Source organism: Streptomyces sp. NBC_01232, assembly GCF_035989885.1.
GTDB lineage: Bacteria > Actinomycetota > Actinomycetes > Streptomycetales > Streptomycetaceae > Streptomyces.
In genome coordinates, this window is sequence record NZ_CP108518.1 from 4,699,860 (window position 1) to 4,721,715 (window position 21,856).

The window sequence follows — 21,856 nt, forward strand, 5'->3', positions numbered from 1 at the left end:
TGTGGACGCATGGAAACGGGGACGATGGGTGAGACGGGCGGGCCCGCATGGGTCGGGCTGCCGGGTGGGCTGCTCACTCTGCGGCGCACGCTGCTGGTGATCTGGACGGTGCTGCTCGCCGTCGCGACCGCCGTCGTACTGGGGCTGACGGCCGGCCCGGTGTGGGCGGTCCTCGGAACGTTCTGGCTGCTGGTCCTGGCCTGGGGCTGGGTGCTGCTCGGCCGGAACTGGCGCTCCTGGCGGTACGCGGAGCGCGCGGACGACCTGCTGATCAGCAGGGGAGTGCTCTGGCGGGAGGAGACCGTGGTCCCGTACGGGCGGATGCAGCTGGTCGAGGTCACCTCGGGCCCGCTGGAACGGCGCTTCGGCCTGGCCTCCGTACAGCTGCACACGGCCGCGGCCGCCAGCGACGCCAAGATCCCCGGGCTGGTGCCGGCCGAGGCGGAGCGGCTGCGCGACCGGCTCACCGCCCTCGGCGAGGCAAGGTCGGCGGGCCTGTGAACCCCGCCCCGGTCGACGGCCCGACCCCGGTCGACGGCCCGGCCCCGGCTCCGGACCAGAGCCCCGCCCCGGCCCACGGCGCCGAACCGCCCGCCGCGGAAGGGTCCGCCACTGGCGGATCCGCGTCGGAACGACGCCTGCACCCCTTCACCCCGCTGCGCCGCGCCTGGGTGCCGATCGCCGCGACCGTCGGCGTGATCGCCCAGCAGGGCGACCAGGCCGGCCGGTGGCTCGCCGACCTGTCCGCCCTCCTGCGGCTGGCCGCGTTCGCGGGCCTGATCCTGGTCTTCGGCGCGTACGGCTTCCTGAGCTGGTGGTTCACCCACTACGCCGTGACCGACACCGAATTGCGCATCCGCAGCGGCCTCTTCTTCCGGCGCACCGCGCACATCCGCCTCGACCGGCTCCAGGCCGTGGACGTCACCCGCCCGCTCCTGGCCCGGCTGACCGGCGTCGCCAGCCTGCGGCTCGACGTCATCGGCACCGAGGACAAGGACCAGCTGTCCTTCCTCAGCGAGAAGCAGGCCGTCGCCCTGCGCGCCGAGCTCCTCGCCCGCGCCGCGGGCTTCGCCCCCGAGGAGGCGGTGCGCCTGGGCGAGGCCCCCGAACGCGAACTGCTGCGCGTGAGCCCGCGCGAGCTCGCCGTGTCGCTGCTCCTCAGCCTCGGCGTGTGGGCGCTGCTGGCCCCCGGGCTGATCGTGCCCGCGGTCGTGTGGTGGCTCAGCTCCAGCCCGGTCGCGGCCATCATCGCCATGCTCCCGCTGCTGGGCGCGGTGTGGACGGGCACAGTCGGCCGCTTCCTCACCGAGTTCGACTGGCGCGTCGCCGAATCCCCGGACGGGCTGCGCCTGGACCACGGAATGCTGGACCGGGCCCACGAGACGGTGCCGCCGGGGCGGGTGCAGAGCGTACGGATCGTGGAGCCGCTGCTGTGGCGGCGCCGCGGCCTGGTCCGCGTGGAGCTCGCCGTCGCGGGCTCGAAGAACACGGTCCTGGTGCCGGTGGCCTCGCGCGCAGCCGCATACGCCGTGATCGCCCGGGTGCTGCCGGGGGTGGACCTGGCGGCCCTGTCCTTTTCCGGCTCCCCGCGGACCGGGTCCCGCTGGGTGGTCCCGGTGTGGTGGAAGGGCTACGGTCTCGCCGTCTCCCCGGAGGTCTTCGCCGCACGGCACGGCCGCCTGTGCCGGCGTACGGAGATCGTCCCGCACGCCAAGGTGCAGAGCGTCCGCTTCGCGCAGGGCCCGTGGGCCCGCGCCCGCGGCGTCGCCGACGTCCACGTGGACACCGGCGCGAACTGCACGGTCACGGCCCGGCTCCGGCCGGCGCCCGAGGCCGCGACCCTGCTGTACGCCCAGGCGGCCCGCTCCCGCACCTCCCGGGCCACCGCCCGCCCGGACCGCTGGATGACGGCCCCGGAGGCGGAGGCGGAGACGTGAAAGCCGACGGGTCCCCGACGCCCTAGCCGGCCCCGCCGCCCGCGCGGACCAGGCCCGTCTCGTACGCCAGGACCACCACCTGGACCCGGTCGCGCAGTCCCAGCTTGGTCAGGATGCGGCCCACGTGGGTCTTCACCGTCGCCTCGGAGAGGACGAGCCGGGCCGCGATCTCGCCGTTCGACAGGCCCTGCGCGACCAGCAGCATGACCTCGCGCTCGCGCTCCGTCAGCCGCTCGATCTCCTTGTTCCGCGGCTCCTCGGTGGTCGTCGGCAGCATCGGCGCGAAGCGGTCCAGCAGGCGCCGCGTCGTGGACGGGGCCACCACCGCGTCCCCGCTGTGCACCGAGCGGATGGCCGCGAGCAGCTCGCCCGGCGGGACGTCCTTCAGCATGAACCCGCTCGCGCCCGCCTTCAGGCCCGAGAAGGCGTACTCGTCCAGGTCGAAGGTGGTCAGGATGATCACCTTCGGGTGCTCCTCCGGCTCACAGATCCGCCGCGTCGCCTCGACCCCGTCCAGCCTGGGCATGCGGACGTCCATCAGCACCACGTCCACCTTCGTGGACCGCAGCACCTCCAGCGCCTCCAGGCCGTCGCCCGCCTCGGCGACGACCTCCATGTCCGGCTGGGCGGCGAGCACCATACGGAAACCGGTGCGCAGCAGCACCTGGTCGTCGACCAGCATCACGCGGATGGACATCAGTTACCTCGTCCTCGTCATCTCTTCTTCAGGGGAAGCAGTGCGCTGATCCGGAAGCCGCCACCGGGCCGGGGCCCCGCGTCCAGGGTTCCGCCGACCATACCGATCCGCTCGCGCATGCCGATCAGCCCGTGCCCGGCGCCGTCGGCGCCGCCGTCCTCGTACAGCTCGTGGGCCGCGCCCCGGCCGTCGTCCTCGACCAGCAGGCCGAGCCCGTCGTCGAAGTAGACCAGGCGGACGCTGGCCTTCGCGTCCGGGCCGCCGTGCTTGCGGGTGTTGGTCAGTGCCTCCTGCACGATCCGGTACGCCGTCAGCTCGACCCCGCTGGGCAGCCGCCGCGGCGCGCCCTCGACCTCGAAGTCCACCGCGAGCCCCGCCGTCCGTACCTGCTCGACCAGGACCTCGATCTGCTCGACGTCCGGCTGGGGCACATAGTCCTCGGACTCCTGCGGCTCGCCGGTGCGCAGCACGCCCAGCAGCCGCCGCATCTCGGCCAGGGCCTGGCGGCCGGTGCCGGAGATGGTCTGCAGGGCTTCCTTGGCCTGTTCGGGGGCCACGTCCATGACGTACGCCGCCCCGTCGGCCTGGACCACCATCACCGAGACGTTGTGCGCGACGACGTCGTGCAGCTCGCGGGCGATCCGGGCGCGCTCGGCGGCCACGGCCACCTTGGCCTGGGCCTCGCGCTGGTTCTCCAGGCGCTGGTTCCGCTCGACGAGCTGGGCGTAGTAGGCCCGGCGGGTGCGCAGGGAGTCGCCCAGCACCCAGGCGAGGACGAAGGGGACGATCGCGAAGAGCATGAAGAGGATGTCGTCGCGGAAGTCGCCCTTGTCCACCTGGAAGCGCAGGGCGTACAGGGGGGAGGCGAGGAATCCGACGGCGAACGCGGTACGGGACATCCGCCGCGAGATCTCGGACGAGGCGGCGACCGTGTACAGGATGATCAGCATCGCGAGGTCGGCGTTGTTCACCTCGGTATGGGTGATCAGCTTGTAGACGCCGGTCCCGACGGCCAGCCAGAACATGCCCTGCGTCCACTTGCGGCGCAGGGCCACCACGACACCCATCGCGACCACCGCGGGAACGGCGAGCAGCCGTGCGGTGGTGCTGCTGAAACTGTCGTCGGCGACCTGCAGCATCCCGATCCCGAAGAGGAAGACAGCCCAGAAGCTGTCGACGCCCGTCGGGTGTCTGCGGAGGAAGTCGTAGAGGCGCTGCACGTAACCCAGAGTAGGGAACGCAGATAGGTGCTGGAGTCAACCAGAGGTCCGAACCTGACCTTGGGGGCGTACTCCCCAAGGTGGACGGTGAACATAGCCTTTGTCCGGTGAGCTCTCAGGATGAAGGCACGAATCCGGTCCGGTGGCGCAGGGCGATGGAGGCCGCGCTGTACGGCCGAGACGGCTTCTACGTGCGCCCCGGCGGGCCGGGCCCCGCCGGGCACTTCCGCACCTCCGTGCACGCCTCGCCGCTGTACGCGGGGGCCGTGGCCCGGCTGCTGCGGTGGGTGGACGCCGAGCTCGGGCACCCGGCGGAGCTGGACCTGGTGGACGTGGGGGCCGGGCGGGGGGAGCTGCTGGCCGGGGTGCTCGCCGCGCTGGACCCGCGTACGGCCGCACGGGTGCGCCCGTACGCCGTGGAGCGGGCGGAGCGGCCGGCCGGGCTCGACCCGCGGATCCACTGGGCGGCGGCCCCGCCCGAGCGGACGACGGGGCTGCTCTTCGCCAACGAGTGGCTGGACAACGTGCCCCTGGAGGTCGCCGAGGACGGGCGCTACGTCCTGGTCGCCCGGAACGGTACGCAGACCCCGGGCGGCCCGCTGGACGACGCGGACCGGGCCTGGCTGGAGCGCTGGTGGCCCGGAGGCGGCCGCGCGGAGATCGGCCGGACCCGTGACGAGGCCTGGGCGGCCGCCACCGGGACCCTGGAGCGGGGCCTGGCGGTGGCGGTGGACTACGCCCACACCCGCGATGCGAGGCCCCCGTACGGCACCCTGACGGGCTTTCGCGGCGGCCGGGAGGTCCCGCCGGTCCCGGACGGCTCCTGCGACGTCACCGCGCACGTGGCCCTGGACTCGTGCGCGGGCCCGGGGGCCGTCCTGCTGACCCAGCGCGAGGCCCTGACCGCCCTCGGCGTCTCGGGCGCCCGGCCCCCGCTGGCGCTGGCCTCGGCCGACCCGGTGGCCTATGTACGGGCCCTGTCCGGGGCCGGCGAGGCGGCCGAGCTCACGGACCGCGCCGGGCTGGGCGCCTTCGGCTGGCTGGTCCAGCCGGTCGGCGTCGGCCCGTGGCCCCCGCGGGGCGGACAACACACCTAGAGCCGCTTGGCGCTGCGCAGGGTCGTCGCGTAGTAGCCGTTGCCGTCGAGGCGCGAGGTGCCGCCCTTGTCGCCGATGGTCGGGCCGTTGGCCTCTTCCCGGCTGGAGATGAAGATCTTGTGGCCGTCGGTGTCCGTGCCCAGGTAGATGCCCGTGTGGTCGAGGCGTTCCTTGGTGCGCGCGTCGAGCTTGAAGAACAGCAGGTCGCCCGGCTGGATCACGTCGATCGAGACGGGCCGGTCCTGCGCGCCGACCCCCTTGAGGGGGAGGACGTCCGCGCCCAGGGCGGAGCGGGCCATGCCGTTCGCGGTGCGCGGCAGGCCGGAGCCGGGCTTGTCGTCGGACATCAGCGGGTAGCGGGCCCGGAAGCCGAAGACGGTGCGGATGAAGCCGGAGCAGTCCATGGCCCGGTACCGGGCCGTCTGGGGCTGCTTCTTGGTGCCGTCGCGGAAGGTGTACGGCGTGCCGAGGTAGTCGTAGAAGTCCGACTGTTCCAGGCGCAGGTCGTTGCCGGCCGAGCCGGCGGGGTTGAGCGGGCCGAAGGCGGCGTCACCCGCGTAGGAGACGCCCTGCGGGTCCTTCTTCACCGGGGCCTGGTCGCCGTACTGGAAGGCCATCGCGAAGATGTCGTCCTCCTGGCTCCCGAAGTACTTCTTGAACCACTCCTTGAACCACTGCTCGTTCTCCGCGCCCTCCTTCCACGGCTGCGGCATCAGGCGGACCCAGTTCTCGGTGACGACCCGGGTCGTGGTGTTGGCCGGCTCGGTGAAGGTGCGGCTCGGCCCGGTGAGGGTGGCCGTGCGGGCGCTGTCGGTGAAGGTGGCCAGCACCTGGCCGGTGCCGTCCCGCATCACCGACCGGTCGGGGCTCTGGAGGCGTTCCCACTTCTGGGCGCCCGCCGCGCCCGCATCGATCCCGGCCGCGATGTTCTTGTCGACGACGACCTGGACGGCGGGCGCCTTGGCCTGCTCCTGGACGCGCAGCGCGTACGTGAGGTAGGCGCTGCCGGCCAGCAGTGCGAGCACGGTGACCGCGTGCAGCGCGGGACGTGTGCGGCTCTTCGACTTGGCGGTCATGCGGGGGGCTCCGGAGCGGTTGAGTACGGGCGCGGGTTTTCGGGGGTCACGCGGCCGGCATGACGCCGAGCAGGATGCCGGCGGTCAGCACGACGTAGGTCATGAGCGTGGTGCTGCCGGTGGCGAGCAGCGTGGCTCCCTTCGGCTGGCGGACCAGCTGGTAGCCGATCAGGCCCGGCACGATGAAGCCGAGGGTCTGGTTCGTGTAGAGGAGCGGGAACTCCATCTGGAGCACGATGACCACGGTGGCCTGGAGCAGGACGCCGAGCAGCACGACGGCGGCGAACAGTCGCTTGCCGTAGAGGATCACGAAGCGCTGCACGATCAGCGTCAGCACGTACGTCATGACGGTCACGCCCACCACGAGGGCGGCGCGCTGGAGGTCCTCCAGGAGGGTCAGCGCCAGCCAGCCGGGGGTGATCATTCCGCCGGGCGAGAGGTTGGTCGTGAGGTAGCAGACGAGCGAGAAGAGCAGACCCAGGGCAATGCCGATCGCGGCGATCTCGGGGGTGAGGACGGCGGGGATCAACGGGTCTCTCCAGGCTTCTGCCCGTACCCCTGCGGGGGGCTCGGGTGGATCTGCGGCTGCGGCTGCGGCTGAGGCGTCTGCGGCCAGGCCGGTACGGGCGTGGCGGCTCGGATGCCATACGGGTCGGGGAGGGGGGCGGGGGCGTACGGCGCGGCCGCCCGCGGTGCCTGCGCGTACGGGTCCGGCACCCGGGGTGCCGCGGCGCCGTGACCGTACGGGGTCTGCGCGTACGGGTCCCGGCCGCCCTGGACCTGTCCGCCGCCGTACGGGTCCTGCGCGTACGGCGTCTGCGCGTACGGGTCCTGCGCGTACGGGTCCCGGCCGTACGGGGCGTCCGCGTACGGGTCGAAGGGGCGGGCGTACTGCCCCGCCGGCTCCTCCTGCCGTACGGAGTCCCAGCCGTCGGAGTGGTCGGAGCGGTCGAAGTCGTGCGCGTCGTCCGTCTCGTCCGCCGGCAGCTCCGCGAGGTGCTCCAGCAGCACCTCGCCCTGCCCGTGGATGTTGCCGATGGCGACGAGCGAGGAGCTGGGCCCGAGGTGCCCCAGCAGCTCCCGCATGAACTCCTCGCCGTCGCGGTGGTCACCGCCCAGGTCGACGGCGCGGTCGCGCCACTCGGCCGGGATCGCGTCGATGGCGCTCTTCGCGGGGTGGCCGATCACGAAGACCTTGTCCGGCCGCAGCTCGGGGATGATCCCGCCCATCTGGCCGTTGCGCTCGACCCGGTCCGGCCGGCAGTTGATCACCACGCTCAGGGGGCGTTCCACCGCACCCAGGTCCAGCAGCTGGTTGATGTTCATCAGCGTCGACTCGGGGTCGTTCGCCGCGAAGACGTTGGCGAACCGCAGCCGCTTCCCGCCCGGGGCCAGGTACCGCTCGACGGAGAGCACGCCCGGGTCCGGCGGGGCCTCGTACATCCCCTGCAGGGCGGTCTCCCGGTCGACGCCGAGGAGCTCGGCGACGGTGAGCGCGATGGCGACGTTCTCCTTGAAGGTGAACCAGCTGAAGCCGCGCAGCTCCTCGTCGGAGACGGTGTCGGGGTCCGCGTACACCAGCCGGCAGTCGCGGGCGTCCGCCTCCTCCTGGAGGACGTCGAAGCGCTCCTTCTCGGCGGTGACGCAGATCCCGCCGTGCGGCATCGACCGGGACAGGGAGCGCGCGATGTCGTCGAGGGTCGGGCCCATTTCGGCGACGTGGTCCTCGCGGACGTTGCACAGGACGCCGATGGTCGACTGGATCAGCTTGGACTGGTTGATCTCCTGGAGCGCCGGCATGACCGCCATGCACTCCATGACGAGCGCGTCGGGACGGTAGGCGGAGGCGCGCCGCACGATGCCGATCTGCTCCACGACGTTGGCGATGCCGAACTTGCGGTAGACCGGTTCCTCGGTGGCGTCCGGGTGGATGAACCGGGCCGCCGTGCCGGTGGTCTTGGCGACCGTGACCAGGCCGCCGCCGCGCAGCGCCCCCGCGCACAGCCGGGTGATGGAGCTCTTGCCGCGGATGCCGTTGACCAGCACCCGGTGGGGTATCCGGTGCAGGCTGGCGAAGTGCCGGCGCTGCTCCACGATGCCCGCGACGAGCATGATCGTGCAGCAGACCAGCAGCACGCAGTAGAGGAAGAGCACGGGATCAGTTCCTTCCGGCCGGGGCGGACGGCCGTGCGTCGGCCTGCTTGCGCTGCTGCTGCTGACGCTGCTGGAGCTGCTGGCGGATGATCTCCAGGCTGCGCGTCACGGCACCCACCTCGTCGTGGTGGCGCGGGTACAGCACCGTGCGCCGGTCGCCGTCGGCGAGGGCCTCGGCGCGCCGGGCGAGCTCGCGCAGCGGGGCGACCACGATGATCTGGAGCCAGCCCAGGCAGGCCGCGCCGACAGCGAGGCCGAGCAGGCCGGCGAGGACCGTGCGGTTCTGCAGGCTGTACTCGTGGATGGCCAGGCCCTTGGCGGACTGCCAGCTGACCACGGTCCAGTCCATGGGCTTGGCGGCGCCGCCGCCCACGAACGGGGCGGCCGCCGCGATCACGTGGTCGCCGCCGCTGCGGTAGAGGATGCTGCCGGGCCGCGGGGACATGCCGACCTTGAGGGCGGAGCCCGCGACGAGGGCGTCCAGCCGCTCGTCGTCGAGCTTCTCGAAGGCGCGGTAGCCGCTGTTGGAGGCGATGATCCGGTGCTGGGAGTCGACCACCCGGATCTCCCCCAGGCCCGGGCGCCTGAGCAGCGAGTTGAGGAAGTCGATGCGGAACTCGCCGACGACGGCAGTGCCGTCCCGCCCCGGGACCTGGGCGGTCGCGATGACGACCGGTTCCTTGCCGCCGTCGTGGAGGGCGATCGGCTCCTTGCGGGGCCCCTTGCCTCCGGCGGCCTGCGGGGTTCCGCCGGCCTGGGCGAGGACTTTGCCGGTGCTGTCGAGCACGTACAGGGAGGCGTAGCGCAGGTGCTCCCTGGCGGTGTGCTCCAGGACGCTCGTCATGTGCTGCGGGGTGGTGTCGTCGGCCATCAGCGAGGCGACGGACAGCAGGTCGGCCTGCCCCTCGTTGAGGGCGCGGCGGATCCGGTCGTTGAGGGTGTCGGTGCGCTCCCGCTGGTCGTTGACCAGCTGCTGCGGTACGACGACGTCCGCGCCGGCCCGGTTGACCAGCAGGCCCAGGGGCACGCACCAGGCCAGGAGCAGGATCCCGCACAGGGCGAGGAGCACACGGGCGCCGCCGCGGCGCCCCCGCGTGCCGCGGGAGCCGGGCGCCGTGTCCTCCAGCAGCTGGCCGCGCAACCGCTCCAGGGCGGTGCCGATCCTGGCCGCCTCGCCCCCGCGGGGGACGGACACCGGGCGGGTCAGGTCACCGCGGGTCAGCCGACGGCTCTCCAGGAACAGGGCGATCAGCGGGCGCTGCACGGTGCCGACGAGCAGGGCGACGACGAGGGCGCCGACCAGCAGCAGGGCGCCGGCCAGGATCAGCCCGGCGAAGGCGTCGGAGGTGCGCGCGGGGTTCTGCGCGACGTTGACCATGGCGACGACGGTCAGCTCCAGGCTGGTGGCGCTGGTGCCGACGCCCGGTTCGGGTCCGGCGAGGCGGGCGTAGCCCGCGGCGGCGCGCTCACCGCCCCACTCGCCGCCCATCAGGCTGCCGCTGACCCCGAGGAAGCCGCCGGAGCCGGGCTCCTTCGCGGTCAGGGGGTTGGCCGCGGTCCGCTTGGCGGCGGTCCTGGCGAAGGAGTCGAGCTGTTTGGTGTCGCGCTTGACGTCGGCGCGCTGGAGGTCGGTGAGGACCATCTCGGGCTCGGGGATGCCGTCGTTGCTGAGCACCTTGCCGTCGGAGCCGACGACGGCGATGGAGCGGAAGTTGCCGAGGCTGATGCCGGGGAAGCGCAGGCTGCTGGAGGCGACCAGCAGCTGCTGGGGACGGTCCTCCCAGGACAGCAGGGAGAGGGTGAGCAACCGGGTCTCGCCGTTGGCCAGTTTGACCATGCGGGGGGCCAGGCCGCCTTCGTCGGCGAGCCGGGTGCGGTCGATCGCGGTCAGGGGGAGGTTCTCGCCGCGGGCGGCCAGCAGCCGGCCCGAGCCGATCTCGACGACCGCGGTGCCGCGCCACTTCTGGTAGACGCTGCCGATCTTGTCGAGCACGGCGTCCGGGGAGACGGGCTTTCCGGCGGAGAAGAGGGCCCCGGCCCGGCCGAGGTCGGTGACGCTCTCGTCCAGCGAGGCGCGCAGCGCGATCGCGCCGTCCTCGGCGAAGTGCTGCTGGGAGGTGAGAACGGCCGCGGGCAGCCGGTCCTCGCGGACGCTGCCCAGGCTCAGCGCGGTGAACCCCGCCAGGGCGAGCAGCAGCACCGACAGCACGGTGATCGGCGGCCTGATGCCGCCGAGCAGTGACATGTCGGCCCTGCGGCCGGCCTTGTGCCGCCGCTTGGCGCGGGATGCGGCCACGGAGGGGGTCCTTCCTGGACTGGGCTGGACGGGGCTGAACGGAGCTGAACCGGACGGGGCTGAACCGGACGGGGCTGAGCCGGACCGGGCTGAGCCGGGCCGAGCCGGACCGGCCCGGACCGCGCCGGAGAGCGGGAGGTCGTGCGTACGTACGCGGGCCGGTGTGCCCGGTGGTGTCACTCGGACAGTTCGCGCAGGGGGCGCAGTCCGTCCTTGGCGGCGCCGCGGTTGAGCATGGTGCCCTGCGTGCGCTCGAAGGCGAGGCGGTAGCGGGAGCGCTGCTCGGGCAGCAGGTTCTTGTCGTTCTTGAGGGCCTCCACGACATCGACCAGGCGGTGGTCGCGCACCGGCTCGGGCTGTGCGCCGGGCAGGTCCGATCCCGGGGTGCTCTCGGGGTCCGGCGGGATGTCGGTGAAGGTGGGCACGAAGCGGGCCCGGACGTCCCACGCGCCGTCCTTCTCGCTGAACTCGAACCAGCCGATGGCGCCCTCCTCGGTCAGGCCGCTGGGCACGTCGTGGCGGGCGAGCTGGTTGCCGAGCCCGTAGGCGACCCAGGTGCCGTCGACCTTCTCCATCGGCTGCACGACGTGGGCGTGGTGGCCGATGACCAGGTTGATGCCGGTCTCCTTGGCGATGCGGCGGGCCAGTTCCAGCTGCGGGTTGCTCGGGTTCGGCTGGTGCTCGCGGCCCCAGTGGATGGAGAGGATCACCACCTCGGCGCCGGCCGCGCGGGCCTTCTTCTCGGCCGCGGCGATGGCCTTGAAGCTGATGAGGTTGGCCAGCCAGGGCTTGTCCTTGGGGACTTCCCGCCCGTTGAAGCCGAAGGCGAAGGAGATCTGGGCGACCTTGACGCCCTTGACGTCCAGGATCAGGGGCTTGTCGTCCTCTTCCTTGTTCCGGGCGGAGCCGGTGTGCTTGAGGCCCTCCCGGTCCAGGGTGTCCAGGGTCCGGTACACGCCCTCCGGGCCGTGGTCGAGGGTGTGGTTCGACGCCGTCGAGCAGGTGTCGTACCCGACGTTCTTGATCGTCTTGGCGATCTGCGGCGGGACGAGGAAGTCGGGGTAGGTCTGGAACGGGCCGTTCGGCCTGCCCAGGACCGGCTCCATGTGGCAGATGCCGAGGTCGGCCTTGCTGATGACCGGCTTGACCCCGGCCATGATCCGGTCGAAGTCGTAGCCCGTGTGCCCGGCCGCCTTGGCGTCCCGGGCGGCCTGCCCGGTCAGCTGGGGGTGGATCAGGATGTCCCCGGCGGCGGCGACGGTGAAGGAACGGCCCGCGCTCCCGCCCGCCGCGTCGTCCGAGGCCGTCCCGGGAGCCTCCTTCGGGCCACCGAGCAGGCCGCACCCCGCGAGCGCGAGGCTCAGCGGGAGGAGGAGTGCGGCGCGGGCCGGAGTGGAGGCCGGACGGGGAGGGGCGATTTTCACTCGGCTATTTTCAGCCAGTGAAGACTGTGACGTCCACGAAGGACCTGACGATCGGCTTGATCATTTGTGGTGTGATCATGTCGATGGCGTCCTGCGCCGTTTTTAATCCGACCAATTCGGGCCAAAAGAGCGCTGCCCCCTCGTCGTCGCCTGTGGCGGAGGACATAGATCTACTTGGCCGGGTCACACGCTTCGCCGCGGAATTCGGGATGACGGGCGGATATCGTGCGCCCACACGAGCCCAGAAAGCGATCTTTGTCGAAGGCGTTTCCGCCCTTTTCGATGGAGATGTCGACCGAGCGCGCATGCGGCTGGCCGAGGTGGACTACAGGATCGACGTCTTCACCGACGCGGCCGGCGGGCGCCGCTTCGCGGAGGTCTCCGACGGTGCGGGCCGCTCCGGCTCCGCCACCCGGGGATGGGGCCGGGTCTACGTCGCCCTCGGCGCGTCCCCGCGCTGGTCGGTCCAGGTCCCGCACCCCGTCGCGGACCAGGGCACCGAGCGGCTCGGGGCCAGGGTGCTGCGCGGCGCCCCGGGCGGGGTCATGGTCATGGCGGGGGCCCACCGCACCGCGGGGGCGGGCGCGGGCCCCGGCGAGGGCGGAGCCGGCGACGAGGCGGACGACGGGGACGCCGGGGGCCCGGCGGACATGGCGCACCGCACCGACTCGGTCTTCCACGCCGTGATCACGGAACTCGCGCGGCGCGGCCTGCCCGGCGTCCAGCTGCACGGCTTCGCCGACGACTCCATCCCCGGCACCGGCTCCGTCGTCTCCACCGGCAGGGGGAGCCTGGCGGTCGAGGACGCCGAACGGCTCGCCGGGAAGCTGGCCGGCCAGGGCGTCGAGGTGTGCCGGGCCTGGTCGGACACGTGCCGGTTGGCGGGCCGGACCAATGAGCAGGGCCGGCTCGCGGCCGAGCACGGGACCCGTTTCCTGCACGTGGAACTGAGCAGGACCACCCGCTCCGGCTCCCGCCGGCTGGACGAGACCGCCCGGGCGATCACGTACGTCACCGAGCGGTGGTCGCGGGCCGCCCCGTAGGGGACGCCGAAGGGCCGGGACCCCCCGCAGGGGATCCCGGCCCTCCTCACCGGCTGGTTACTGCGTGACCTCGTCGTGGCCCTGGTGCAGGCCGCCGCCGCTGCCCGTGCCGCCCGTGGGCTGCGAGACGACCGGCTTCGACAGCGGGGCCAGGTCGTGGGCGTAGTGGCCGACCGCGTCCGCGATGACGTCGACGTTGATGTCGAGCGCCTTCTGGTCGATGTTGGTGATGTCGTCACCCTTGCCGTGGTAGTTCACGTCGTAGGCGACACCCGCCTGGCCGCCGAACTTCGCGGCCTGCTCGGCGGTCTTGATGCCCTCGGCACCGGTGAAGGTACCGCCGGACGGGATGCCCACCTCGATGAACGGGCCGTAGTCCGAGCGGCCCGAGAAGTCCGTGCCCTCGTGCGGGATCTTCTTCGAGTCGAGGAAGTCGTTGATCCCCTTCTCCAGCTGGGCGGAGCCCTCCGGGCCGGGGCCCGAGCCGGTCGCGTCCGAGTCGTCGCCGTCGTAGACGAAGTAGGCGGCGTTCGGCGAGGCGATCATGTCGAAGTTCAGGTAGAGCTTGATCTGCTTCTTCTGCGCGTCCGTGAGGCCGGCGACGTACGCCTCGGAGCCGAGCAGGCCGAACTCCTCCGCCGACCACCAGGCGAACTTGACCTTGTTCTTGACCTTCTTCTGCTCGCTCGCGAGCCGCTGGGCGACCTGGAGGATGCCCGCCGAGCCCGAGCCGTTGTCGTTGATGCCCGGGCCGGCCGCGACCGAGTCGAGGTGCGAGCCGAGGAAGACGGTGTTGTTCTCGTCGCCGCCCTTGGTCTCGGCGATGACGTTGAACGTCTTGCGGTTCTCGCGCAGCTCGCGGATGTCGAGGGTGACCTGGACCGGGCCGGCGGCGGCCTCTGCGGCCAGCTTCTCGCCGTCCTCCTGGGTGATGCCGCCCGTCGGGACCTTGCCGAGGGTCGGGTCGCCGAGGGTGCCGTTCAGGGCGCCCGCGGTGTTGTTGAAGATGACCGCGCCGACGGCTCCGGCCGTCGCCGCGTTCTGCTGCTTCACCGCGAAGGTGCAGCCGCCGCGCTTGATCAGGGCGATCTTGCCGGTGAAGGTGCCGGAGGCGAAGTCGCCGGGCTCGCAGCCGTTCGTCCCGTCCGCGTCGACCGGGGCGACGGCGACGTCGGCGGTCACGCCGCCCTCCGGGGAGTTCGCCGTGTAGGTCATCAGGTGGATCGGTACGTCGCGCTCGTTCGCGCCGCCCACCGTCAGCTTCTCTTCGATGGTCTCGACGTAGACGAAGTCGAACTCGTTCCTGGTGACCGTGTAGCCGGCCGCCTTCATCACGGCCTCGATGTACTTGGCCGACTGCTCGTGGCCCTTGGAACCGGCCGCGCGGTTGCCGTTGTTGTAGTCGGCGAGCGACTGCAGGACCTTGAGGTGGTTGTAGGCGCCCTTGCCGGTCGCGTCCTTGACCAGCTTCTTGGCCAGGGCGTTGCCCCGGGCGGCGTCGCTCTGCGGGCTCCCGGTGGCGCCGGCCGGTCCGGCGAGCAGCAGGGGCGAGACGAGGGCCGCGGCTGCCAGGGCGGCGGTTGCTGCGGCTATACGACGTGAGGGCATGAAGGTCCTTCCACGACAAAGGCGAGCAGGGCAGGGCGGAGCAGGGCACAGCAAGGCGGAGCGTGGTGCATCGGACAAGCAGAAGTGGTGCGCGTTACGTGGGGGATCGGTGGACGCACGTTAGACAGCAAGTGGCCACGATGGCCAGAGTTTTCGCTGATTCCGGTTTATGAATTCCGTATATCGGTGACTCTGGGCCGCTTGATTCCGGCCAACTGCCTGCCGATTCGTCCTAGCGGAGGATGCCCTCGATGAAGTCAGATCCGATACGGGCGACCACGGGCAGATCCAACTGGTGCTGGGCATACCGTCCCTGTCGTCGCGTATGCATCAGACCGGCCCTTTTCAGGACGGCCAGATGGCGCGACACCTCCGGCGCGGTGATCCCGTGCACGGTCGCCAGTTCGCTCGTCGTGTACGGGGCCCGCGCCAGACTCCGGCACAGCCTCATCCGCAGGGGATGCGCCAGCGCCTCCATCCGCCGCTGCAGCAGCTCCACCGAGCCCGGCGCGGAGGCCGGTTCGGGACTGCCGAGCGGATAGTGGACCACCGGCCGCCAGCCCGGAGCGTGCAGCACCAGCAGGTGCGGCCAGCCGAAGTTGGTCGGTACGAAGACCAGGCCGGTGCCTATTCGGGGATCGGTCGCGGTGGCCGACCCGTGGACCATCTTGTCGACGGTGATGGTGCTACCGCCCCCGTCGACGCTCAGCGCCGCCGAGACCTCCTTGAGCGCGGCCGGCAGCCCCTTGCGGCGCAGCACCTCGCTCTTGTGCCGGGCGTCGGCGCTCTGACCGGGCTCGACGCGCTTCCACGTCTCGGCGAAGAAGGCCTCCTCGCAGTCCTCCAGGAGGCGCCGCATCCACACCCGTACGGCCGCCGTGTCGTCCAGCAGACGCACGGAGAACTCCAGCTGGCGCGGACCGCGGGCCGCGGCCGTCTCCAGCGCCCTGGCCCGCGCCGCCGGGTCCGCCAGCGGCGAGGAGGCCGGGCCGCCCTCGTTGTAGAGCGCCAGCCAGCAGTGCTCCAGGGCGGCCCGCACGAACTGCTCGTCGTCCAGCCGGTCGAGTACGTCCAGCTCCTCGGCCAGCGTCGCGGCCGGCCGCCCCGTTCCGCCGGGGAGCCCGGCGAAGGGCATGAAGATGTCGGAGAAGGAGCTCCGCCACATGAAATCGGCGTCCAGCAGCCGGTCCGCGAGACACGGATCGAGCGACGCGGCGGTGGCGGTGGTCCAGGAGGCCAGCCCGGGGTGGTGCGCGGGCTGGGAGAGCGCGTGCAGGGACATGCAGAGCTCCGCGAGCGGGGAGGGCGCGAAAGTGATCCGCTCGGTGGGCAGGCCGGCGATGTCGATGGTGACGCTCATCAGGCCATTCTGTCGTTCGGCGCAGCGCGGGGAGCCCCGGGCGGGCCGCCCGGAGCCGCCGTACGAGTGGCCGCGGGCGGCCCGGGGCCGAGGCCGGACGAGTGATCGTTCCCGGCGCGGGAGCGCTTTCGAGCCGCTCGATTGACCGGGAACGTCAACTGTCGTGCGCGATGCCGCCGACGGGGTGAGGCTTGAGTCATGACCGCCATCGAGCAGTACCTCATCGACACCTACCGGGCCTCCCAGCAGGGCGCCCCGATGCCTCCCCCGCCCGGCCGGGACGACGTCGCCGCGATCCGCTCGCTCCGCACGTACGAGCAGGCCAGAGCCGTCGCGGACGGGGCCTCGGCCCGCCACCCGTGGCGCGCGGCCCTGCGCCGGATACTGGCCCGCCCGCGGGCGTGCTGATCCGGCGCGGGCCGCGAAGGCCGCGGGGCAGGGCCTATGCGAAATTGGGCGCGTTGCGCTGGTACACGAGCCGCAGCCCGATCAGCGTGAGCCACGGTTCGTGGTCGTCGATCACCGAGGACTCGCCCAGCACCATCGGAGCCAGCCCGCCGGTGGCGATGACGCGGACGTCGTCCGGGTCGCCGTTGGGTCCGGCCAGCTCCTTCGCCATCCGGGTCACGACCCCGTCGACCTGGCCCGCGAAGCCGTAGACCACGCCCGACTGCATCGCCTCGACCGTGGACTTCCCGATCACGTTGCGCGGCCGGGCGAGCTCGATCTTCCGCAGCTGGGCACCCCGCACGCCGAGCGCGTCCATCGAGATCTCGATGCCCGGGGAGATCACCCCGCCCACGTACTCGCCCTTCGCGGACACCGCGTCGAAGGTGGTCGCCGTACCCAGGTCGACCACGATCGCCGGGCCCCCGTAGAGCTCGACCACCGCGACCGCGTTCACGATGCGGTCCGCGCCGACCTCCTTGGGGTTGTCCATGAGGATCGGCACGCCCGTCTTGGTGCCCGGCTCCACGATCACCGCGGGCACGTCGCCGTAGTAGCGGCGGGTCACCTCGCGCAGCTCGTGCAGGACCGACGGCACCGCCGAGCAGATCGCGATGCCGTGGATCCCGTCGCCCAGCTCGCTGCCGAGCATCGGGTGCATGCCCATCAGCCCCTGCAGGAGCACGGCCATCTCGTCGGCCGTGCGCTGCGGGTCGGTCGAGATGCGCCAGTGCTCGACGATCTCGTCACCGTCGAACAGGCCCAGGACCGTGTGGGTGTTGCCCACGTCGATGGTGAGGAGCACGGGTTACACCGCCTCGCGCAGATCGAGCCCGATGTCCAGGATCGGCGAGGAGTGGGTCAGCGCGCCGACGGCCAGGTAGTCCACGCCGGTCCCGGCGTAGGCGCGCGCCGTGTCCAGGGTGAGGCGGCCCGAGGACTCCAGCACCGCGCGGCCGGCCACCAGCGCCACGGCCCGAGCGGTCTGCTCGACCGTGAAGTTGTCCAGCAGGATCAGGTCGGCGCCGGCCTCCAGGACCTCGCCGACCTGGTCCAGGGTGTCGACCTCGACCTCGATGGGGACCTCCGGGAACGCCTCGCGCACGGCCTTGAAGGCCTGCGCGACACCGCCCGCCGCGACCACGTGGTTGTCCTTGACCAGCGCCGCGTCCGAGAGCGACATGCGGTGGTTGACGCCGCCGCCGCAGCGCACCGCGTACTTCTCCAGCGCGCGCAGGCCCGGCGTGGTCTTGCGGGTGTCGCGGACCTTCGCCGAGGTGCCCTCCAGCGCGTCGGCCCAGCGGCGGGTGGCCGTCGCGATGCCCGACAGCCGGCACATGATGTTCAGCGCGCTGCGCTCCGCCGTGAGCAGGTCACGGGTGCGCGAGCGCACCGACAGCAGCAGCTGGCCGGCCGTGACGGTGTCTCCGTCCTCCGCGTGCCGCTCCACCTCGAAGGCCTCGGTGCAGACCACGGAGAACACGGCCTCGGCGATGCGCAGACCGGCCACGACACCGTCCTCGCGCGCGACGAAGTCGGCGACGGCCTCGGCCTCCTCCGGCACGGTCGCCACCGTCGTCACGTCCACGCCGCCGTCCAGGTCCTCGGACAGCGCCATGTGCGCGATGTCCTCGACCTCGATCGGGTCCAGGCCCGCGTCTGCGAGCAGCTGCGCCAGCGCGGGGTCGAGGCCGCTCTCCTCGCCGTCGCCGCAGCCGCAGTCGTCGCCGCAGCCGCCGTCGTTCTGGTCGATCAGGGGAAGTTCGGGGGTGCTCACGGTCACTGCTCCAGGCTCGGGGTGCTCAGGGGGTGCACGGACGGGAAGTCCGCGGAGTCGGTGGGTACGACGACCAGGGCGCGCTTCTCGGTCGCCGAGAGCCGGACGACGAGGTGGCGGCGCCAGTGCGCATCGTCCCGCTCGGGGTGGTCCTCGCGCCAGTGGCAGCCGCGGGTCTCCACGCGCCGCTGCGCCGCGGCGACCAGGACCCGCGCCACGCACAGCAGGTTCGTGGCCTCCCAGGTGTCCACGCCCGGCTCGGCGGTCTTGCCGTGCGCTTCGAGATCGTTCAGGGCGGTGGCGTACAGCGCCTCCAGGGCGTCGGCGGCCGCGCTCAGCGAGGCGGCCGAGCGCAGCACGCCCGCGCCCTCCGTCATGATCCGCTGGACCTCGTACCGGGCACCGCCGGGCTGCAGCGGTCCGGTCGCCGGGACGGGTATGCCCGGCCCGCCGCCCGCGGCCCGCTCGGCGACGATGTCCTCGGCGATCCGCTCGGCGAAGACCAGGCCTTCCAGCAGGGAGTTGGAGGCCAGCCGGTTCGCGCCGTGCACACCGGTGCAGGCGACCTCGCCGCAGGCGTACAGGCCGGGGACCGTGGTCCGCCCCTGCAGGTCGGTCCGCACACCGCCGGACGCGTAGTGCGCGGCCGGTGCCACCGGGATGGGCTCGGTCACCGGGTCGATGCCGTGCGAGCGGCAGGCGGCCAGGATCGTCGGGAAGCGCTGCTCCCACATCTGCGCGCCGAAGTGCCGGGCGTCGAGGTACATGTGCTGCGCGCCCTGCTCCTGCATGCGGCGCATGATGCCCTTGGCGACGATGTCGCGCGGCGCCAGCTCGGCGAGCTCGTGCTGCCCCTGCATGAAGCGCACGCCGTCCGCGTCGACGAGGTACGCGCCCTCGCCGCGGACCGCCTCCGACACCAGCGGCTGCTGCCCCTCGGCGTCCGGGCCGAGGAAGAGCACCGTCGGGTGGAACTGCACGAACTCGAGGTCGGAGACCTCCGCGCCGGCGCGCAGCGCCAGCGCCACGCCGTCACCGGTGGACACCGACGGGTTGGTGGTCGCGGAGAACACCTGGCCCATGCCGCCGGTCGCGAGGATCACGGCGGGCGCGTGGACGGCGCCGACCCCGTCGTGCTGGCCCTCGCCCATGACGTGCAGGGTGACACCGGCCGTACGGCCCTGTGCGTCCTGCAGCAGGTCCAGTACGAGGGCGTTCTCCACGGTCTCGATGCCCGCGGCCTGGACGGCCTCGACCAGTGCCCGCGAGATCTCGGCGCCGGTGGCGTCGCCGCCCGCGTGCGCGATCCGGCGGCGGTGGTGGCCGCCCTCGCGGGTGAGTTCTATCTCGCCGGTCTCCGTGGAGGTGTCGAAGACCGCGCCGGTGTCCATCAGCCGCCGGACCGCGTCCGGGCCCTCGGTGACGAGCAGCCGTACGGCCTCCTCGTCGCACAGGCCCGCGCCCGCGACCAGGGTGTCGTCGAGGTGCTGCTCCGGGGTGTCGCCCTCGCCGAGGGCCGCGGCGATACCGCCCTGGGCCCAGCGGGTGGAGCCGTCGTCGAGCCGGGCCTTGGTGACCACGACCGTACGGCGGCCCCCGGCGGCGCAGCGCAGCGCGGCGGTCAGGCCCGCCACGCCGGAACCGACGACCACGACATCGGCGTCGAGGGACCAGCCGGGGGCCGGTGCGTGCAGCCGTATACCGGTGCCCGCGCCTGCCCCGCCCGACGGGATGCCTCTGCCTGGGGTGCTCACGAGTGTGCTCCGAATTCCAATGGGATGTTGTCGATCAGCCGGGTCGAGCCCACCTTCGCGGCGACGGCCAGCACGGCCTGCCCGGTGAAGTCCTGACCGGTCTCGGTGAAGTCCAGCGGGTCCACCAGCGCCAGGTAGTCCAGTACGAGCGGCGGCTCGTGGCGGCCCGCCTCCTCCAGGATGTGCAGCGCGGCGGCCCGTACGGCGTCCGGCAGTCCGGAGCCGGCCGCGGACACGGCCGCCGAGACGGCGTGCGCGTCGGCGGAGGCACGGATCTCGCCGAGGCGGGCCAGGGCCGTGGCCCGCTCGTCGCTGGCCGGGGAGGCCTCGGCGCGGGCGCGCAGCGCCGCCTGCGCGGCCAGCCGGTCGCGGCCGGCGAACAGGGCACGGGACAGGGCCAGGGCGGTGTGCCGCTCGGCGGCGGAGAGGTAGCGGTTGCGGGACGACAGCGCGAGCCCGTCCTCCTCGCGGACGGTCGGTACGCCGACCACCTCGACGGGGAAGTTCAGGTCGGTCACCATCCGCCGGATCAGGGCCAGTTGCTGCGCGTCCTTCTGGCCGAAGAGGGCCAGGTCGGGGCGGGTGAGGTGGAGCAGCTTGGCGACGACGGTCAGCATTCCGTCGAAGTGCCCCGGACGGGTGGCCCCTTCGAGGCGCCCGCCCATCGGACCGGCGGTGATCCGCACCTGCGGGTCGCCGCCCGGGTAGACCTCGTCGACCGCGGGGGCGAACACGGCGTCGGCGCCGGCCTCTTCGGCGATCGCCAGGTCCGCGTCGAGGGTGCGGGGATAGCGGTCGAGGTCCTCGCCCGCCCCGAACTGCAGCGGGTTGACGAAGACGGTGACGACGACCTGGCCCTCGGGCCCGGCCTGTTCACGGGCCGCGCGGATCAAGGTGGCGTGGCCCTCGTGGAGGGCGCCCATGGTCATCACCACGGCCCGGCGGCCGGTGCGCGCCAGCTTGTGCAGCTCCTCGGCGGTGTGCAGCAGCAGATCGGTCACCGGTCGCCCCCGTCGGACTCCGTGTCGGCGAGCACACCGAGAAGGTCCTCGGCGAGTTCGGGCTTGAGCAGACCGTGCGAGAGGGCGCGGTCCGCGGTGGTGCGGGCCATCGCCAGATATCCGGCGACCGCGGCGGGCGCGTGCCGGCGCAGCTCGGAGACGTGCGCGGCGACCGTTCCGGCGTCCCCGCGGGCCACCGGCCCGGTCAGGGCGGCGTCGCCGGAGCGCAGGGCGTTGTCGAGGGCCGCGCCGAGCAGCGGGCCGAGCATCCGGTCGGGACGCTCCACGCCGGCCTTGGCCAGCAGCTCCATCGACTGGGCGACCAGAGTGACCAGGTGGTTCGCGCCGAGGGCGAGGGCCGCGTGATAAAGCGGACGGTTCTCCTCCGCGATCCACTCGGGTTCGCCGCCCATCTCGATGACCAGGGCCTCGGCGGCCAGCCGCAGCTCGTCGGGAGCGGTGACGCCGAAGGAGCAGCCGGCGAGCCGCTGCACGTCGACCTCGGTGCCGGTGAAGGTCATCGCCGGGTGCAGGGCCAGCGGCAGGGCTCCCGCGCGGCGCGCCGGGTCGAGCACGGAGGTCCCGTACCGGCCGGAGGTGTGCACGAGGAGCTGTCCGGGGCGGACCGCGCCGGTCTCGGCGAGGCCCTCCACGAGGGACGGCAGTGCGTCGTCGGGGACGGTGAGGAGCACCAGGTCGGCCAGCTCCAGCACCTGTGCGGGCGGCACGAGCGGCACATCGGGCAGCATGCGCGCGGCCCGGCGCACGGAGGTGTCGGAGACTCCGGAGACGGCGACGGGCCGGTGACCGGCCTGCTGGAGCGCGCACGCCAGCGCGGGACCGACGCGGCCGGCTCCGACGACGCCGACGGCGAGCCGGGCAGGGCGTGGCTGCTGTGATGGATTCACGCGGGGAGGGCCCTTCCGTTCCAGTCCGCGGGGGGTACCGGACGATACGTCGCCATG

General features: G+C 72.7%; 19 protein-coding genes. 5 read left to right on the forward strand and 14 right to left on the reverse strand.

Translation table 11 applies throughout. From position 1 onward, the window contains the following. The first annotated feature begins 9 nt into the window (after positions 1 to 9). Both OG444_RS21715 and OG444_RS21720 read left to right on the forward strand, forming a co-directional pair. Entirely contained in the window at positions 10 to 501 is a 492-nt protein-coding gene (locus OG444_RS21715) for a PH domain-containing protein (protein WP_327263752.1), read from the forward strand. Continuing rightward, positions 498 to 1,937: a PH domain-containing protein gene (locus OG444_RS21720; RefSeq protein ID WP_327263753.1), complete on the forward strand. Its 1,440-nt coding sequence runs from the start codon at positions 498 to 500 to the stop codon at positions 1,935 to 1,937. Before OG444_RS21715 ends, OG444_RS21720 begins: the two co-directional genes overlap by 4 nt. Positions 1,938 to 1,959: 22 nt before the next feature. On the opposite strand, the gene OG444_RS21725 is transcribed toward OG444_RS21720, so the two are convergent. Both OG444_RS21725 and OG444_RS21730 read right to left on the reverse strand, forming a co-directional pair. Further along, the gene (locus OG444_RS21725) at positions 1,960 to 2,634 is read right to left on the reverse strand and encodes a response regulator transcription factor (RefSeq protein ID WP_327263754.1); all 675 of its coding nucleotides are present in this window, start codon (positions 2,632 to 2,634) and stop codon (positions 1,960 to 1,962) included. 17 nt (positions 2,635 to 2,651) lie between these two features. After that, positions 2,652 to 3,854 (reverse strand): sensor histidine kinase, encoded by a 1,203-nt coding sequence (locus OG444_RS21730; protein ID WP_327263755.1) that lies wholly within the window; start codon positions 3,852 to 3,854, stop codon positions 2,652 to 2,654. Positions 3,855 to 4,009: 155 nt separating this feature from the next. Between OG444_RS21730 and OG444_RS21735 the strand changes: the two genes are divergently transcribed. Next, entirely contained in the window at positions 4,010 to 4,951 is a 942-nt protein-coding gene (locus tag OG444_RS21735; RefSeq protein WP_327266875.1) for an SAM-dependent methyltransferase, read from the forward strand. Here OG444_RS21735 and OG444_RS21740 read toward each other — a convergent pair. From OG444_RS21740 to OG444_RS21760, 5 genes are all read right to left on the reverse strand, one after another. Beyond that, positions 4,948 to 6,027 carry a C40 family peptidase gene (locus OG444_RS21740; protein ID WP_327263756.1) on the reverse strand — a complete coding sequence of 360 codons (1,080 nt, stop codon included), beginning with the start codon at positions 6,025 to 6,027 and terminating at the stop codon, positions 4,948 to 4,950. The two genes, OG444_RS21735 and OG444_RS21740, sit on opposite strands and share 4 nt — an antisense overlap. A gap of 46 nt (positions 6,028 to 6,073) precedes the next feature. Further along, positions 6,074 to 6,556 (reverse strand): poly-gamma-glutamate biosynthesis protein PgsC/CapC, encoded by a 483-nt coding sequence (locus OG444_RS21745; RefSeq protein ID WP_327263757.1) that lies wholly within the window; start codon positions 6,554 to 6,556, stop codon positions 6,074 to 6,076. Next, positions 6,553 to 8,181, reverse strand: a complete 1,629-nt coding sequence (gene pgsB / locus OG444_RS21750) for a poly-gamma-glutamate synthase PgsB (protein ID WP_327263758.1) — start codon at positions 8,179 to 8,181, stop codon at positions 6,553 to 6,555. The genes OG444_RS21745 and pgsB overlap by 4 nt, the downstream gene beginning before the upstream one ends. 4 nt (positions 8,182 to 8,185) lie before the next feature. Then, entirely contained in the window at positions 8,186 to 10,426 is a 2,241-nt protein-coding gene (locus tag OG444_RS21755) for a HAMP domain-containing protein (RefSeq protein ID WP_327266877.1), read from the reverse strand. A 227-nt stretch (positions 10,427 to 10,653) separates the two neighbouring features. Beyond that, positions 10,654 to 11,841 carry a CapA family protein gene (locus OG444_RS21760; RefSeq protein ID WP_442810774.1) on the reverse strand — a complete coding sequence of 396 codons (1,188 nt, stop codon included), beginning with the start codon at positions 11,839 to 11,841 and terminating at the stop codon, positions 10,654 to 10,656. Positions 11,842 to 12,206: 365 nt separating this feature from the next. Here OG444_RS21760 and OG444_RS21765 point away from each other — a divergent pair, with 365 nt between their 5' ends. Next, a complete protein-coding gene (locus OG444_RS21765) occupies positions 12,207 to 12,944 on the forward strand; it encodes a hypothetical protein (protein ID WP_327263760.1) in 738 nt (245 codons plus the stop codon). A 57-nt stretch (positions 12,945 to 13,001) separates the two neighbouring features. Here the strand turns inward: OG444_RS21765 and OG444_RS21770 are convergent, their stop codons facing one another. Together OG444_RS21770 and OG444_RS21775 are read right to left on the reverse strand one after the other, a co-directional pair. After that, positions 13,002 to 14,552, reverse strand: a complete 1,551-nt coding sequence (locus tag OG444_RS21770; RefSeq protein WP_327263761.1) for a M28 family metallopeptidase — start codon at positions 14,550 to 14,552, stop codon at positions 13,002 to 13,004. A 232-nt stretch (positions 14,553 to 14,784) separates the two neighbouring features. Then, the gene (locus tag OG444_RS21775) at positions 14,785 to 15,912 is read right to left on the reverse strand and encodes a DUF5937 family protein (RefSeq protein WP_327263762.1); all 1,128 of its coding nucleotides are present in this window, start codon (positions 15,910 to 15,912) and stop codon (positions 14,785 to 14,787) included. 198 nt (positions 15,913 to 16,110) lie between these two features. Between OG444_RS21775 and OG444_RS21780 the strand changes: the two genes are divergently transcribed. Next, a complete protein-coding gene (locus tag OG444_RS21780; protein ID WP_327263763.1) occupies positions 16,111 to 16,320 on the forward strand; it encodes a hypothetical protein in 210 nt (69 codons plus the stop codon). A gap of 34 nt (positions 16,321 to 16,354) precedes the next feature. Here OG444_RS21780 and OG444_RS21785 read toward each other — a convergent pair whose 3' ends face one another. The 5 genes from OG444_RS21785 to OG444_RS21805 are packed head-to-tail and all read right to left on the reverse strand — an operon-like array spanning position 16,355 to position 21,799. Then, complete coding sequence (locus OG444_RS21785; protein WP_327263764.1) at positions 16,355 to 17,164, reverse strand: type III pantothenate kinase; 810 nt, start codon at positions 17,162 to 17,164, stop codon at positions 16,355 to 16,357. A gap of 3 nt (positions 17,165 to 17,167) precedes the next feature. Then, a complete protein-coding gene (gene nadC, locus OG444_RS21790) occupies positions 17,168 to 18,136 on the reverse strand; it encodes a carboxylating nicotinate-nucleotide diphosphorylase (protein WP_327263765.1) in 969 nt (322 codons plus the stop codon). Positions 18,137 to 18,138: 2 nt separating this feature from the next. Next, the gene (locus OG444_RS21795; RefSeq protein WP_327263766.1) at positions 18,139 to 19,890 is read right to left on the reverse strand and encodes an L-aspartate oxidase; all 1,752 of its coding nucleotides are present in this window, start codon (positions 19,888 to 19,890) and stop codon (positions 18,139 to 18,141) included. Continuing rightward, a complete protein-coding gene (gene panC / locus OG444_RS21800; RefSeq protein WP_327263767.1) occupies positions 19,887 to 20,891 on the reverse strand; it encodes a pantoate--beta-alanine ligase in 1,005 nt (334 codons plus the stop codon). Before panC ends, OG444_RS21795 begins: the two co-directional genes overlap by 4 nt. Next, positions 20,888 to 21,799, reverse strand: a complete 912-nt coding sequence (locus OG444_RS21805) for a Rossmann-like and DUF2520 domain-containing protein (RefSeq protein WP_327263768.1) — start codon at positions 21,797 to 21,799, stop codon at positions 20,888 to 20,890. Before OG444_RS21805 ends, panC begins: the two co-directional genes overlap by 4 nt. Positions 21,800 to 21,856: the final 57 nt, after the last annotated feature.

What these genes read in the sequence shown, in the direction of transcription:
- OG444_RS21770 (WP_327263761.1), bottom strand. Translation starts at nt 14,552, where the DNA reads ATGCCCTCACGTCGTATAGCCGCAGCAACCGCCGCCCTGGCAGCCGCG.
- OG444_RS21715 (WP_327263752.1), top strand. Translation starts at nt 10, where the DNA reads ATGGAAACGGGGACGATGGGTGAGACGGGCGGGCCCGCATGGGTCGGG.
- OG444_RS21725 (WP_327263754.1), bottom strand. Translation starts at nt 2,634, where the DNA reads ATGTCCATCCGCGTGATGCTGGTCGACGACCAGGTGCTGCTGCGCACC.
- OG444_RS21775 (WP_327263762.1), bottom strand. Translation starts at nt 15,912, where the DNA reads ATGAGCGTCACCATCGACATCGCCGGCCTGCCCACCGAGCGGATCACT.
- OG444_RS21755 (WP_327266877.1), bottom strand. Translation starts at nt 10,426, where the DNA reads ATGTCACTGCTCGGCGGCATCAGGCCGCCGATCACCGTGCTGTCGGTG.
- OG444_RS21780 (WP_327263763.1), top strand. Translation starts at nt 16,111, where the DNA reads ATGACCGCCATCGAGCAGTACCTCATCGACACCTACCGGGCCTCCCAG.
- OG444_RS21735 (WP_327266875.1), top strand. Translation starts at nt 4,010, where the DNA reads ATGGAGGCCGCGCTGTACGGCCGAGACGGCTTCTACGTGCGCCCCGGC.
- OG444_RS21740 (WP_327263756.1), bottom strand. Translation starts at nt 6,027, where the DNA reads ATGACCGCCAAGTCGAAGAGCCGCACACGTCCCGCGCTGCACGCGGTC.
- OG444_RS21765 (WP_327263760.1), top strand. Translation starts at nt 12,207, where the DNA reads ATGCGGCTGGCCGAGGTGGACTACAGGATCGACGTCTTCACCGACGCG.